The organism is Vibrio sp. HDW18 (assembly GCF_011306175.1).
GTDB classification, from domain to species: domain Bacteria; phylum Pseudomonadota; class Gammaproteobacteria; order Enterobacterales; family Vibrionaceae; genus Vibrio; species Vibrio chanodichtyis.
This window is the reverse complement of record NZ_CP049913.1, coordinates 746,029-761,095: the sequence shown is the minus strand read 5'-3', so window position 1 is coordinate 761,095 and position 15,067 is coordinate 746,029. Positions and strand designations below refer to the sequence as shown.

Below are 15,067 nucleotides of genomic sequence, written 5' to 3'. Positions count from 1 at the left end.
CTTTTCTTGCGGCTGGATGTTAGCCAAGCATTTGCTTTTCTTTGATTTCAGCCAGTGTTTTGCAATCAATACACAGATCCGCTGTTGGGCGCGCTTCTAAACGGCGCGTACCAATTTCAACTCCGCATGATTCGCAGTAACCGAAATCCTCTTCTTTAATTTTATCGAGTGTTTTTTCGATTTTTTTGATCAAACGGCGTTCGCGATCACGGTTACGCAACTCTAAGCTGAACTCTTCTTCTTGAGAAGCGCGGTCAACAGGATCTGGAAAGTTGGCCGCTTCATCTTGCATATGGTGTACCGTGCGGTCCACTTCTTCTCTCAGTTGGTTACGCCACGCTTCTAAAATTTTTGTAAAATGCGTGATTTGCGCCGGTGACATATACTCTTCACCCGGCTGCATTTGATATGGCTCAACACCTGCAATGGCTAGGATGCCCAGCGTTTTCTTTTTAGACTCTGTCATACAGATCTCCTACTAACCCTAGTCAACTGCGCGAGCAGTTCATTTTAAGGCGGGTATCTATAGCAAAAAGAAGTGGGGGAGGCAAACAATCGAAGCTAAAGTTATCGTCAATGTGAACAGACCATCAATTTTTTACTATTTGATGGGCAAATTTAAGTTGCGACGCGATTCGAATTTGATGCTCTGAAAGTGATGCTTGGTAACATAGCACTTCCACTCCGGCTTCTTGTGCCGCTTTTAATAACTGTGAATAGTTGGGGTCTATATGGAGGGCGGGAGCGACTTTTTCAATCCCTGAATGTAAAACAGCGAAGAAAAGGATCGCACGCTGACCTTGTTTGGCCATTTGTGCCAGCTCGCGCAGATGTTTTTGACCTCGGGTCGTGACACTATCTGGAAAGTAACCTTGTCCTGGTCCGCCTTGTTCGTTATCTAACAAGGTGACGCTTTTGACTTCGATAAAGCAGTCTGGGCGGGGATCTGCACTGAGCAAAATATCGATCCGACTATTTTCATCGCCATATTTTACTTCGGTACGCAGTTGTTCATAGCCTTTCAGTTGGGCAATCTCTCCAGCCAAAATCGCCTCTACCACTAAGTGGTTTGCCCGCGCAGTATTGACGCAAATCCAATCGCCCGTTTGGGTTTCGGTTAATTCCCAGCTTTGTGGGTATTTGCGTTTAGGATTGTCGGAGGTGGAAAACCACACACTGCTGCCAGGTTCAGCACATCCGGTCATCGCTCCCGTATTGGCACCGTGAATGGTGATCTGCGAGCCGTCAGCGAGCGCGACATCGGCTAAAAAGCGTTGGTAGCGTCTGATCAAGGTCGCTTTTTGTAACGGTGGTGAAAAGTGCATGTCTCGGCTTAGATGTTTTTTTATGTACAATGGCGCGGTCATTAAAGCATACAGGAACCCACCTTGTCACAACTGCCGATTGTCGCGCTGATGCCTAAGCTGTTAGACAGCCTTAGCCAATCCGCGCAACTTATCCTAAAGGCCGCGCCGGGCGCGGGTAAATCGACCTACTTTCCGTTGCAATTGCTGCAAGCTGGCTTATTCAACGGCAAGATGATCATGCTTGAGCCAAGACGCTTGGCGGCGCGCAATATTGCGCGCTATTTAGCGCAGCAACTGGGGGAAGAGGTCGGGCAACGTGTCGGCTATCGGGTACGTGGTGAAAGCCGAGTCAGCCGCTCAACTCAGTTGGAGATTGTCACCGAAGGCATTATGACGCGGATGCTGCAAAACGATCCGGAGCTAGATGGCATCGAGGTGCTGATTTTTGATGAGTTTCATGAGCGCAGTATTCACGCAGATACGGCCTTGGCGCTCGCGCTCGAAGTGCAAGCCGCTTTGCGTGAAGATTTAAAAATTGTCGTGATGTCGGCCACCTTAGATCAAGCCGCGCTGCAAAATTTATTGCCTCAGGCGCGGTATGTGGAATCGCAAGGGCGCGGTTTTCCGATCGAGATCCGCTACCAGCCTCTGCGTAGCGATGAGCGTTTGGTTGGCGCAATGCAGCGGCATATTCGGCATTTATTGCAGCATGAAACGGGTTCACTGTTGGCCTTTTTGCCCGGAGCGGCGAGCATTCACCAACTCAGCGAGCAACTGAGTGATTTATCCACTCACATTGAGATTTGTCCACTGTATGGGCAGATGGCATTTGCCGCTCAGCAGCGTGCGATTGCGCCTGCGGCTGCCGGGCGGCGCAAAGTGGTACTGGCGACCAATATTGCTGAAACATCGCTGACCATTGAGGGGATCCGTATTGTGCTCGATAGTGGGCTTGAACGCAGTGCGCGTTTTGACCTCAAAACCGGCATCACTCGACTAGAGCAAGTGCGTATTGCTCAATCATCGGCTGAGCAGCGCGCCGGACGGGCTGGGCGTTTAGAGCCTGGGATTTGCGTGCGTTTGTACAGTGAAGCGCAGCTTAAGCAGCAGCCTTGGCTCGCCGAGCCAGAAATTCTCCACACCGATTTGGCGCCGTTAGCGTTAGAGCTGGCACAATGGGGCGCCCCCGCGACCGATTTAGCGTGGTTGGATCTGCCGCCTGAGCGTGCTTTAGAGCAAGCGCAGCAACTGCTGCAACGGCTCGGTTTATTGGATGAGCGCGCTCAATTGACTCAGACTGGAAAAGACGCGCATCAGCTAGGGGTTGAGCCTAGAATTGCGGCGATGTTACTGAGTGCGGAACGGTTAGGTGAGGCGGCTTTACAAAGCAGCTTAGCATTAGCGGTATTGCTGGAAGAGCCAGAGCGGCAAGTGGTGGATGTGCAGCACAGCTTGCATCGTTGGCAGCAAGGTCACCATCCGCAGCGTAAGCTATTGCACCAGCGTGCGCAAAGCTTGGCTGCTAAGTTGGATACGGTGTTTTCGTTGGCGATGGTCGAAGAAGCTTGGCTTGGTTTAGTGGCGTGTTTGGCTTTTCCGGATCGGATCGCCCAACAGCGAGCTCAGCAGCCGGGGCAGTTTTTACTGGCCAATGGTCATGGCGCTTGGCTGGCGGTGGAGGAAAATTTAGCAGCTGCCGACTATTTGGTTACGCTGGATCTGCTGCGTAGCCAAGGCCAAGCCAGTCAAATTTTCAGCGCGCTTAGCTTGTCGATCAATGCGCTTGAGCAGTGGTTACCACAACTGATCCGCTGTGTCGATCAAGTCGACTGGGATGAAAAAGCCGGGCGATTGAGCGCGCAACGGCAGTGGCGGATTGATCAACTCATCGTGCGCCGTGAACATCTCCCTGCACCAGATCAACAACAAATGACCGAAGCTTTACTGAACTATGTTCGGCGTAAAGGGCTCAATGTGTTAGCGTGGAACGAAGCGGCGAGTGAGTGGCTGGCGCGTGCTCGTTGTGCGGCGGCATGGCTACCAGAAGAGGATTGGCCACAATTGCACGATGAGGCACTGCTGGCACAGCTTGATGATTGGTTAGCGGCTTACCTTGTGGGTGTGACTTCGGTGCAAGCTTTACAACATGTCGCGGTATTAGAAGCCCTTAAGCATTATCTTGGTTGGTCGCTTACTCAGCAATTGGATCAATGGTTGCCAACCCATTATCAGTTGCCGACCGGTCAGCAGCAGAAAATCCGTTACCAGCTCGGTATGGATCCTATGTTGTCGGTACGCATGCAGCACGTGTTTGGTGAGCACTGCTCACCGCGAGTTGCGAAAGGGACTAAAGCGGTGGTGATGGAATTGCTATCTCCTGCTCAGCGCCCTTTGCAAGTGACGCGCGATTTGGCCAGTTTCTGGGCTGGAGCTTATCGGCAAGTACAAAAAGAGATGAAGGGTCGCTACCCGAAACATGTGTGGCCAGATGATCCGGCAAACCACGTCGCCACCACCCAAACCAAACGACATTTCAACCCATGATCAGATACCGATGACCAAAAAAAGTAGTAACTCGCCGCGTGGCCGCACTGCGCGCCGTGGCAAAAAGAGCTCCACCCCAAGACTGCGCCTGTGGCTGACTAAACTTTGGGCCATTACTTGGAAAGTCGCCTTAGCGTGCGCAGCGCTATTGCTGTTTATCGGGATCTATTTAGATTCGATGATCAAACAGCGCTTTGATGGGCAACTGTTTGATTTACCGACGGTCGTTTATGCGCGGATTTTGACCTTAGAGCCCGGCAGTGGGCTCAGCTTGCCAGAGCTGCGCAATGAACTGGATGTGCTCAATTACCGTAAAGTGGCCCAGCCGCGCTTGGCCGGTGAATACTCATCATCAGCCACGCGGATTGAGCTGATCCGTCGCCCTTTCGAATTTGCCGATGGCCCAGAGCCCGATCGCCGCGTCATGCTGACGTTTGCCGATGATGGCTTGCGCAGCATTGAGGCTTTGGAGCAAAAACGGCAACTCGGCTATTTGCGTTTAGAGCCGAAATTGATGGGCATGCTGGAAAAAAACTCACCGGAACAGCGACTTTTCTTAGCCCGAGAGCAATTTCCTGAAGTGTTAGTTGATGCTTTGCTGGTGACCGAAGATCGTGATTTTTATCAGCATGATGGTGTGTCGCCATTGGCGATTGCTCGGGCAATGCTGGTTAACCTCAAGGCTGGGCGCACGGTACAAGGTGGTAGTACGCTGACTCAGCAACTGGCGAAAAATATTTTCCTATCGAGTGATCGCACCTTGTGGCGTAAGTTGCGTGAAGCGTATATCGCGCTGATCATCGATCACCGTTATAGCAAAGATCGCATTCTGGAAGCCTATTTAAATGAAGTTTATCTAGGGCAAAGTGGCGGCGATGCTATCCACGGTTTTGGTTTAGCTTCACGACTCTACTTTGGTCAGCCGCTGCAAGAGCTGCGGATTGATCAACTGGCGCTGTTGGTGGGGATGGTTAAAGGCCCGTCATATTACAACCCACTGCGCTTTGCTCAGCGCGCGCGCGAACGGCGTGATTTAGTGCTCAAGTTGATGATGCAGAACGATATTTTGACCGTAGCACAATATCAGCAAGCGGTCACTCGTCCACTTGATGTGCAGAAAAATGCGCAAATTGCCAGCCGCCAGCCGGCTTATTTCCAACAAGTGTCGATCGAGTTAAAGCAGAAGTTAGGCGATAAGTTTAAAGCCGATTCAGGCTTGCGGGTGTTTACTTCGCTCGATCCGGTGTCGCAAAGCAAGTTAGAGCAGGCGATCCAACAGCAGATCCCGCAGTTGGCAAAAACCGCTGGCCAAGATCTGGAAGCGGCCGCGATTGCGGTTGACCGCAACAGTGGCGAGATCCGCGCCATGGTTGGTGGCAAGCGTACCGGCTATGATGGTTTTAACCGAGTATTGAATGCCAGCCGTCAAATCGGCTCGCTGGTTAAACCAGCGGTATACCTCACCGCCTTAGCGCATCCGGATCAGTACCATTTAGCCACGACACTAGAAGATAAACCGATCACTTTAAAAGGTAGCCAAGGCACTGCGTGGACGCCGCGTAACTATGATCGTCAATATCGCGGTGCCGTGCCGCTTTATCTCGCGCTAGCTCAATCGCTCAATGTGCCGACGGTGCGGTTGGGGATGCAGCTCGGTATTGAGCAAGTGGCGACCACGTTGGAAAAATTGGGGGTTAAACGGGATGAGATCCGCCCAGTCCCTTCGATGCTACTCGGCTCCTTTTCGCTGACCCCGTATCAAGTGGCACAAATGTACCAAACCTTGACCAACTCGGGGCAAAAAGCGCCACTCTCTGCACTGCGTTCGGTACTCGATGTACAAGGCAATGTGCTGTATCAATCTTTGCCGAAAGTCTCCCCAGCCGTGGATCAGCAAGCTGCATGGCTCACCACTTATGCGCTCAAGCAAGGGGTACAACAAGGAACTGGGCGCGCTTTACACGCTCAATTTGCGCACGCGGGTTTGGCTGGTAAAACCGGAACCACCAATGATAACCGTGATAGTTGGTTTGTCGGGGTGGATGGCCGCGAAGTGACTACCATTTGGTTGGGGCGTGATGATAACCAATCCACCAAATTAACCGGATCCAGCGGCGCGTTACGAGTGTATGCGCAGTATTTGCAATACCGTATCCCGCAACCACTACAGCTACCGTGGCCGCAAGGGGTCAGCACTTTTGGGTTTGCTCAGCAGGCGCAAGGTGGCCTAACCCTTGATTGTGATAACGCGTTTAAACTGCCGATTTGGGATCCGCAGCAAAAGCTCAAGCAGCAGTGCGACAATCGCCCGACGGAATGGATCAAAAATCTGTTTCAGTGGTAGTTTCTTGCTTGGCTCACTGCGCTTAATTGATGCACATCTTGCCGTTGTTTGGTGAGCGTTGGGCGTTTATCATTTGACTATTAAGGATTTCGAGGGTAATTCAGCGTGATGAGATGGGCGGCATTATTTAGCATGGTGGTGGGGATTGGGCTGACGCCTGTGCTGCTCGCACAACCGATACTCACACAACCGATGGAAGCTAAGCTCGTGTCGCGTCCCAAAATCGGCTTAGTACTGGCTGGTGGAGGTGCGAAAGGGGCTGCGCACATAGGGGTGATCAAAGCCCTGGAAGAGTTGCAGGTGCCGATCGATATCATCACTGGTACCAGCATGGGGGCTTATGTTGGTGGTCTGTATGCTACAGGCATGAGTGCACAAGAGATTGAAGCCTTGATTTACAGCGTGGATTGGAACCGCGGCTATCGCGATCGGGTTGATCGTAGTCAGCGCAGTCTGCGTGATAAAGAGTATGAAGACCGCTATCAAATTACTACCGACCTCGGTTTGCACTGGGGGAGGTGCGTGCCCCCAAAGGAGTTGTGCAAGGGCAAAATATGCTGCGTATGCTGCGCGAAACCACGGGTAATCTGCCGGCGTTTGAGTCATTCGATCAATTGGTGATCCCTTATCGTGCGGTGGCGACCGATATCATTAATCTGCAAGAAGTGGTGTTGGATAAAGGCTTTCTGGTGGATGCGATGATGGCCAGTATGTCGGTGCCTGGCGCACTGCCGCCTTATGAGATTGATGGTTTGTGGCTCGTCGATGGTGGCGTGACCAATAATATGCCGGTTGATGTAGCTCGTGCGATGGGGGTGGATATTATCATCGCGGTTGATATCAGTACCGATTATAAAAGCCAAGCTGATTTCACCAACCTGTTTACGGTAGCGGATCAACTGTCCAACTATTTAGTGCGGCGTAGCACTGAAAAACAGAGTGATCATCTGCATCCGCAAGATCTGTTATTGCGCCCATCGGTGGGCAAAATGGAGACCACCGAGTTTGCTAAAATGCCGGATGCCTTTGCCATGGGCTATCACGTGGTGCAACAGCAGCGTGAGTTCTTACAGCGTATCGCGCTCAACAGCGCACAGTATCAAGCGTATCTTGAGGCCAAACAGCAGCGGCGCAAAACCTTACGCTATGGCGATCAGATCCACATCGATCACATTGTGCTGTACAATGACAGCCACTACAGCGATCGACTGCTCCTCAATCGAATCAATTTAGCCCCCGATCAAACATTCAGCCAAGAGCAAATAGAAACCCGTATTGAAGATCTCTATGCGTTAGATCGCTTTGAATTGGTGCGCTATCAATATCAGCAGCAAGGTACCTCTCAACAATTAGCGATTGATGTACGAGAAAAATCCTGGGGGCCGAACTATGTCAACTTTCGATTTTTTCTTGAGGATGATTTCACGACCAATAGCCAATACGCACTGGGGGTTTCGACCAATTTTACCAATATCAATCCCCATGGCGCGGAATTGACCCTCAATTTGGAGATGGGCACCGACAAGCTAGTGGAAACGCAGCTGTATTCGCCTTTTTTATCGGAACAGAAAATTTTTACCACCGCAGCTTTGGCCTACAGTAACGAGACTCGCAATGCGCCATTAACCGGATTTAATGATACTTCGTTGAGCGCAACTAAAAATTATTTGCCAGTGACCTACTCAGAATGGGTGGCGGAAATGGCGTTGGGGTATCAGGTTGAATTATGGCGCGAGTTGAAAGTAGGGCTGCGTTATAGCCAAGGTGATGGTGAAGCCTCTTCTTTACCCGTTTTCGGTGACTTTGCCTTCCAACGGCGTGGGCTATTTTTTGATTACCGCCACGACACCTTGGATGATTTTATTCTGCCTCAGCAAGGGCTCTATTTTAATTTGGGATACTTAGTTTCCAAAGACAGTTTTGATGGGAGTAATCCATTGTCTGACACGATGACACCATCAGATACTGTGTCTGAGTTCTCCGCCCGCTTGGTGGCTGCACATACCGTAGCTCGCCACACCTTGGTGGCTAATTTGGATATGGGGGTGGTGAAAAGTGAGCATTCATCAACGCCAATTGATCCCAAAAGCATTGGGGGTTTTCTCAATTTATCCGGTATTCCACGTAATAGCCTGATTGGTCAGAACAAAGTTTACGGTAATGTCATTTACCGTTACCGCTGGTTTGATAATGATTTCGGGATGTTTACCTCACCAGTCTATTTAGGTGCTTCGCTAGAATATGGTGGTGTATGGTCAGACCCAGATCTGCGTTTGAAAGAGGCACCTTTGTATCGTGCCAGTTCTCTATTTGCAGGGGTCAATTCACCGATTGGGCCAATCATGTTTGGCTATGGGCGCACTGAACAAAATTATGATTCAGTGTATTTTATTATCGGAACCACGTTGAAATAAGCATATCTTGCGTGGTGGATGATCGGACGCAGCTTGCGAGCAAGCCCAGATTTGGATGATAAGTTGCTTTGATTATTCCGTTAGTTTGATTAGCCAGTGACTTTGATGAGTAAGTTGCTATGTGGGTCAAAATGGTGAGATTTTAATTGCAAGTTAAACTTGCTATTCTGCCCCCACTGTTTGGCGCTCTTGCGCACGGTTGCTCTGTCAAACGGAGTGATAGCAAGCGTAGGGAGCGTCAAATTTCCAAGGATGTTCGCGGGTATTGTGATCAACGACGCGAACCGCAATGAGAGGAAAATGTCGTGCTTGAAGCCTACCGTAAACACGTCGCAGAGCGTGCTGCTGAAGGGGTTGTTCCAAGAGCTCTAGATGCAGAACAAGTTGCTGGACTTGTTGAGTTACTCAAAAAACCGCCGCAAGGTGAAGAAGCTTTTGTGCTTGATTTACTTGAAAATAGAATTCCACCGGGCGTGGATGAGGCGGCGTATGTCAAAGCCGGATTCTTAACCGCTGTCACCCAAGGTAAGGTGAGCTCTCCTTTAATCAGCCGTGCCAAAGCGGCTGAATTACTCGGTACGATGCAAGGTGGTTACAATATCGAACCATTGATTGCATTGCTGGATGACGCCGCTCTTGCGCCGATCGCGGCCAAAGCGCTGTCACATACGCTGTTGATGTTTGACAACTTCTACGATGTACAACAAAAAGCTCAAGCGGGTAACCCGTTTGCTCAGCAGGTGCTGCAATCATGGGCGGATGCCGAGTGGTTCTTATCCAAGCCCGCGTTAGCAGAAAAAGTCACGCTAACGGTGTTTAAAGTCAGCGGCGAAACCAACACCGACGATCTCTCACCTGCACCGGATGCTTGGTCGCGTCCAGATATTCCGGTACATGCTCTCGCCATGCTCAAAAATGCGCGTGAAGGGATCGAGCCTGATGTGCCGGGCAAAGTGGGCCCGATTCAGCAAATCGAGGTGCTTAAAGCGAAAGGTCATCAATTGGTGTATGTCGGAGATGTGGTTGGTACCGGCTCATCGCGCAAATCGGCCACCAACTCGGTGCTGTGGTTTATGGGCGATGATCTGCCTAACGTGCCCAATAAGCGCACTGGTGGGTATGTGCTGGGGGGAAAATCGCGCCAATTTTCTTTAATACCATGGAAGATGCCGGAGCCTTACCGATTGAAGTCGATGTATCTAAGCTTAAGATGGGCGATGTGATTGATCTCTACCCATTGGCGGGCAAAGTCTGTGATCACCAAACCGGAGCCGTATTGGCCACCTTTAAGCTAAAAACCGAGGTGCTGATTGATGAAGTACGTGCTGGTGGTCGCATTCCGTTGATTGTTGGCCGTGGTTTAACCGATAAAGCGCGCCATGTCTTAGGTTTAGAGCCTTCAAGCGAGTTTCGTCGCCCTGTTGCGGTTGCCGATAGCGGTAAAGGCTATACGCTGGCTCAAAAAATGGTCGGTAAAGCTTGCGGCGTCGCAGGTATTCGTCCGGGCACTTATTGTGAGCCTAAAATGACCACCGTTGGCTCACAAGATACCACTGGCCCCATGACGCGTGATGAACTGAAAGATTTGGCTTGTCTTGGTTTTTCGGCTGATCTGGTGATGCAGTCTTTCTGCCACACTTCGGCCTACCCAAAACCCGTGGATGTGCAAACCCACCATACGCTACCGGATTTTATTATGAACCGTGGCGGAGTCTCTTTGCGTCCCGGTGATGGCGTGATCCATTCTTGGCTGAACCGAATGTTACTGCCAGACACGGTCGGCACTGGTGGAGATTCGCATACCCGTTTCCCGCTGGGGATCTCTTTTCCTGCAGGCTCGGGCTTAGTGGCATTTGCTGCAGCAACGGGAGTCATGCCATTAGATATGCCTGAGTCGATTTTAGTGCGCTTTAAAGGCCAAATGCAGCCGGGGATCACCTTGCGTGATTTGGTGCATGCAATCCCTTATTACGGAATTCAACAAGGTCTGTTGAGCGTCGAGAAATCCGGTAAGATCAACGAGTTTTCTGGACGTATTCTTGAGATCGAAGGGGTGGAACATCTGACCGTTGAACAAGCGTTTGAACTATCAGATGCCTCGGCGGAACGTTCGGCAGCAGGTTGCACGGTAAAACTGTCACCGGCTTCGATTACCGAATATCTGCAATCCAACATTGTGATGCTGAAGTGGATGATCGCGGAAGGCTATGGCGATGTGCGTACTATTGAACGCCGGATTGAAGCGATGCAGGCTTGGTTAGCCAATCCGGTATTGATGGAAGCTGATCAGGATGCGCAATACGCTCATGTGATTGAGATTGATCTGGCCGAGATTAAACAGCCAATCTTGTGCGCCCCGAATGATCCGGATGATGCGCGGCTGCTGTCGGATTGTGCTGGCACCACCATCAATGAAGTGTTCATCGGTTCTTGTATGACCAATATTGGCCACTTCCGTGCAGCAGGCAAATTACTGGAGCAGTTCAATGGTCAATTACACACCCGACTGTGGGTCGCTCCGCCGACCAAGATGGATCGAGATCAGCTGATCGAAGAGGGCTATTACGGTATTTTTGGCCGAGCCGGTGTGCGAATTGAAACGCCGGGATGTTCGCTGTGTATGGGGAACCAAGCCCGAGTGGCGGACAACGCTACGGTGATTTCAACCTCAACGCGTAACTTCCCTAACCGATTGGGCAGTGGAGCTAACGTTTACCTTGCTTCGGCAGAATTGGCCGCAGTGGGGGCGATTTTAGGACGGATCCCAACCCTGGCTGAGTATATGCAGTATGCCAAACAGATTGATGCAACGGCGGCGGATACCTACCGCTACCTCAATTTCCATCTGATGGGGCAATACACCAGTAAAGCCAACTCGGTTATTTTGCAACAACCCGCTTAAGCGTAAACGTAAGTTTTGCTGTCAAAGCCGCGCTGGTCGCGGCTTTATTTTGCTGTACGTTTTCAAGGTATGATGAAACTCCGTCAAACCGGACTTTTCCCCTCACTCAGCGCTTTGCGATATACTTAAGCCATGATGTATCGAGCGGGAGAGCCGCATGGAATTTGAATTTATTAAGAACACCTTGTTAGGCGAATATGCGGTGCGCTGCAGTATGGAGCATCAAATTGTTGGCCGTTGGTTGCAAGAAGAGATTGGTCAAGATCAAGGCAAACTTAAACAAATTTTTGCTTTGATTGAGCAAGCGGCCGATTCACCAAGCCAAGAGTGGCTTTGGACGGGGCGTGAAATTTCTCTTATGGTGCAAGGCGATGAGATCACAGTGCAAGATAATGCCCTGGCTTACGACGCCGAGCATGAATTAGAGAGTGATTTCTTTTTGTATGACAGTGAAAGTATCGCTACTTGTGGGCGAGAAGACTTTCTTGCGTTGCTGACCCAGTGGCAGAGCTTTATTCAGTCGCGCTGATTGCAACACCAATCATTAAGGCGCCAATCATTAAATTTCCAATCATCAAAACTTTAGCCATCAAAATTGGCGACTGAGATTAAATCGTGTGCATTATTGTAGGGAAAAGGCTGCACCAAATGAGTGCGGCCTTTTGTTTTTTTAGAATGTTTGTGGTTTTTACTGATTAAAATCAATCTGTTAAAAGTTGGCACGCGGCTTGGATAATCAATAGCAAATCGACGACTGTTTCGGAGAGGAAGAGATGAAACTGATTAGCGCTATTATTAAACCATTCAAGTTGGATGATGTTCGTGAAGCATTGGCGGACGTGGGTATCGAAGGGATGACCGTGTCTGAAGTCAAAGGCTTTGGGCGGCAGAAAGGGCACACCGAGCTGTATCGTGGTGCGGAGTATCAGGTCGATTTTTTACCTAAGGTAAAAATTGAGATCGCAACCCAAAGCGACAATGTCGATCGGGTACTTGAAGCCATCATCAAAGCGGCGCACACCGGAAAAATCGGTGATGGCAAAATCTTTGTCTATGACCTGAGCCATGCGGTGCGTATTCGTACCGGTGAAATGGATTCAGAAGCCCTTTAACCTCAAGGATGAGAGATTGAATTATGGAATTATCAACCACAGTGACTGAGCTGCGTTATGCGCTCGACACGTTTTTCTTCCTGATTTCAGGAGCGTTAGTAATGTGGATGGCGGCGGGATTCGCCATGCTCGAAGCGGGGTTAGTACGCTCGAAGAATACTACTGAAATTCTGACCAAAAACTTTGTGCTGTATGCGATTGCGTGTACCACCTATTTAGTGGTCGGCTACAACATTATGTATCTTGATAATACTGAAGGTGGTTGGTTACCCTCTCTCGGCACACTGATTGGCTCACAAGCGGAGGGGGCAGATCACTCACTAGAGGCGGATTTCTTCTTCCAAGTCGTGTTTGTTGCCACATCGATGTCAGTGGTTTCTGGTGCCGTCGCGGAACGGATGAAGCTGTGGGCATTCTTGATCTTCTCGGTGATTTTGACTGCGTTCATTTATCCTATTGAAGGCTACTGGACTTGGGGGGCGGTTTCCTTGCCGAGGCTGGTTTTAGCGATTTTGCTGGTTCTGGTATCGTACATTTAGCTGGCGCTTCGGCAGCATTGGCGGGAGTGTTGTTGCTCGGGGCTCGTAAAGGTAAATACGGTAAAAATGGTGAGATTCACCCGATCCCTGGCTCGAACATGCCATTGGCAACCTTAGGTACATTTATTTTGTGGTTGGGTTGGTTTGGCTTCAATGGTGGCTCACAATTGATGCTCTCCGATTTTGAAAATGCGACGGCAGTGGGCAAGGTTTTCCTCAATACTAATGCCGCGGCAGCCGCAGGGGCGATTGCAGCACTACTAGTATGTAAAACCACTTGGGGTAAAGCCGATTTAACTATGATCCTCAATGGTACGCTGGCAGGATTGGTCGCGATCACCGCCGATCCTTTGTCGCCCTCGCCACTGTATGCCGTAGCGATTGGTGCCGTTGCTGGTGTATTGGTGGTATTTAGTATCATCGCGCTTGATAAGCTGAAAATTGATGATCCGGTGGGCGCGATTTCGGTACATGGTGTATGTGGCTTATTTGGTTTACTCGCAGTGCCAATCAGTAATGCTGAGGTGACATTGGGCGCCCAGTTACTTGGTGCGGTGGTGATTTTTGCTTGGGTATTTAGTGCCAGTCTAGTGGTGTGGTCCATTATCAAAGCAACAATCGGGATCCGTGTCTCAGAAGAAGAAGAGATGGAAGGGATGGATATGCACGATTGTGGCGTTGTTGCCTACCCAGAGTTTGTAAACAACAAATAATTCATTGATTATTCTCACTAATAAAACAAAACCTACCAAAGAGGTAGGTTTTGTTTTTCAATTGGAAATTTCCATACTATTATATTATTGATAATCATTATCAATAATAAGTCTAAGGGAAACTTTCAATGAAAAAACTGCTCAGCTTATCTGTTCTCACTCTTAGCTCATTGGCTTCTGGTGCCTTTGCTGCTCAACATGTGAATGTTTACTCTTATCGCCAATCATTCTTGGTTGAACCTATGTTTCAGGAGTTCACCAAACAAACGGGCATCAAAGTTAATGTTAAATTTGCCAAAGAAGGCATTGCCGAGAAACTTGCTCAAGAAGGTGAATATAGCCCTGCCGATGTGATCTTAACGGCTGAGTTTAGCCGTCTGTTTGAGTTAACCGAAAAAGGTCTGACTCAGCCACTTGATAGCCGAGTGATTGAACAGAATATTCCGGCTCAATACCGTGATAGTGGTGATGAGTGGTTTGCCTTGACGCAACGTACGCGTAGTGTCTACTCATCTCGTGAGCGTGTGGGTAAATTAGGTAATGATTTTGATTATTTGGATCTCGCCAAGCCCGAGTTTAAAGGAAAAATTTGTACTCGTAGTGGTAAGCACCCATACAATATTGCCCTTGTCGCCTCTATCATTGCGCACCATGGTGAAGCACAAGCCAAAACTTGGCTAGAAGGCGTTAAGGCAAACTTGGCTCGTAAACCACAAGGTAATGATCGTGACCAAATTCGTGCAATTAAAGAGGGGCTGTGTGATCTGTCGTTAGGCAACAGTTATTATTTAGGTGCAATGCTCAATGATGCGCAACAAAAATCTTGGGCAGAAGCTGTTTATATCAATTTTCCTGGTCAAAATGCACAAGGCACTCATGTGAATGTGAGTGGCATGGCAATGGCGAAATTCGCGCCAAATCGTGATTATGCGATTAAACTTATGGAATTTTTAAGTGGTGCAACAGCTCAACAAATGTATGCACAAGTCAATTATGAATACCCAGTGAAAGAGGGGGTTCAACGTTCGGCTTTAGTGGCGTCATGGGGCGAATTCAACATCGATCAGCTCGCTCTGGAAAAAATTGCAGACTACAACTCGGCGGCTATCAAGCTAATTGATGAAGTCAAGTTTGACCTGTAAGTGAAATCAGGGGTATAAGGTACCCCTATTTTATTTGCGTTATGCAGCGC

7 protein-coding genes and 3 pseudogenes are annotated in these 15,067 nt (G+C 49.5%); 8 read left to right on the top strand and 2 right to left on the bottom strand.

Annotated features, from left to right (window positions below; genetic code table 11):
* Nucleotides 1-19: 19 nt before the first annotated feature.
* Nucleotides 20-466, bottom strand: a complete 447-nt coding sequence (gene dksA / locus G7083_RS03495) for an RNA polymerase-binding protein DksA (protein ID WP_166013607.1) — start codon at nt 464-466, stop codon at nt 20-22.
* 124 nt (nt 467-590) lie between these two features.
* Nucleotides 591-1,325 carry a DNA/RNA nuclease SfsA gene (gene sfsA / locus G7083_RS03490; protein ID WP_166013606.1) on the bottom strand — a complete coding sequence of 245 codons (735 nt, stop codon included), beginning with the start codon at nt 1,323-1,325 and terminating at the stop codon, nt 591-593.
* Nucleotides 1,326-1,388: 63 nt separating this feature from the next.
* Here sfsA and hrpB point away from each other — a divergent pair, with 63 nt between their 5' ends.
* The 8 genes and pseudogenes from hrpB to G7083_RS03450 all read left to right on the top strand — a co-directional run bounded on the left by hrpB (nt 1,389) and on the right by G7083_RS03450 (nt 15,017).
* Nucleotides 1,389-3,851, top strand: coding sequence for an ATP-dependent helicase HrpB (gene hrpB, locus G7083_RS03485; RefSeq protein WP_166013605.1), 2,463 nt, complete (start codon nt 1,389-1,391; stop codon nt 3,849-3,851).
* 10 nt (nt 3,852-3,861) lie between these two features.
* Nucleotides 3,862-6,195 (top strand): penicillin-binding protein 1B, encoded by a 2,334-nt coding sequence (mrcB, locus tag G7083_RS03480; protein ID WP_166013604.1) that lies wholly within the window; start codon nt 3,862-3,864, stop codon nt 6,193-6,195.
* Nucleotides 6,196-6,303: 108 nt separating this feature from the next.
* Nucleotides 6,304-8,609 (top strand): annotated as a pseudogene (locus tag G7083_RS03475) (patatin-like phospholipase family protein).
* A 305-nt stretch (nt 8,610-8,914) separates the two neighbouring features.
* Nucleotides 8,915-11,511: pseudogene (acnB, locus tag G7083_RS03470) on the top strand (bifunctional aconitate hydratase 2/2-methylisocitrate dehydratase).
* 157 nt (nt 11,512-11,668) lie between these two features.
* A complete protein-coding gene (locus G7083_RS03465; protein WP_166013603.1) occupies nt 11,669-12,040 on the top strand; it encodes a YacL family protein in 372 nt (123 codons plus the stop codon).
* 244 nt (nt 12,041-12,284) lie between these two features.
* Nucleotides 12,285-12,623, top strand: coding sequence for a P-II family nitrogen regulator (gene glnK, locus G7083_RS03460; RefSeq protein WP_166013602.1), 339 nt, complete (start codon nt 12,285-12,287; stop codon nt 12,621-12,623).
* 23 nt (nt 12,624-12,646) lie between these two features.
* Nucleotides 12,647-13,875 (top strand): annotated as a pseudogene (locus G7083_RS03455) (ammonium transporter).
* Between the two features lie 128 nt (nt 13,876-14,003).
* Entirely contained in the window at nt 14,004-15,017 is a 1,014-nt protein-coding gene (locus G7083_RS03450) for a Fe(3+) ABC transporter substrate-binding protein (protein ID WP_166013601.1), read from the top strand.
* Nucleotides 15,018-15,067: the final 50 nt, after the last annotated feature.

Bases quoted from the DNA above. Each gene is read 5' to 3' on its own strand.
- dksA (WP_166013607.1), bottom strand. From the start codon at position 466: ATGACAGAGTCTAAAAAGAAAACGCTGGGCATCCTAGCCATTGCAGGT.
- sfsA (WP_166013606.1), bottom strand. From the start codon at position 1,325: ATGCACTTTTCACCACCGTTACAAAAAGCGACCTTGATCAGACGCTAC.
- mrcB (WP_166013604.1), top strand. From the start codon at position 3,862: ATGACCAAAAAAAGTAGTAACTCGCCGCGTGGCCGCACTGCGCGCCGT.
- G7083_RS03465 (WP_166013603.1), top strand. From the start codon at position 11,669: ATGGAATTTGAATTTATTAAGAACACCTTGTTAGGCGAATATGCGGTG.
- glnK (WP_166013602.1), top strand. From the start codon at position 12,285: ATGAAACTGATTAGCGCTATTATTAAACCATTCAAGTTGGATGATGTT.
- G7083_RS03450 (WP_166013601.1), top strand. From the start codon at position 14,004: ATGAAAAAACTGCTCAGCTTATCTGTTCTCACTCTTAGCTCATTGGCT.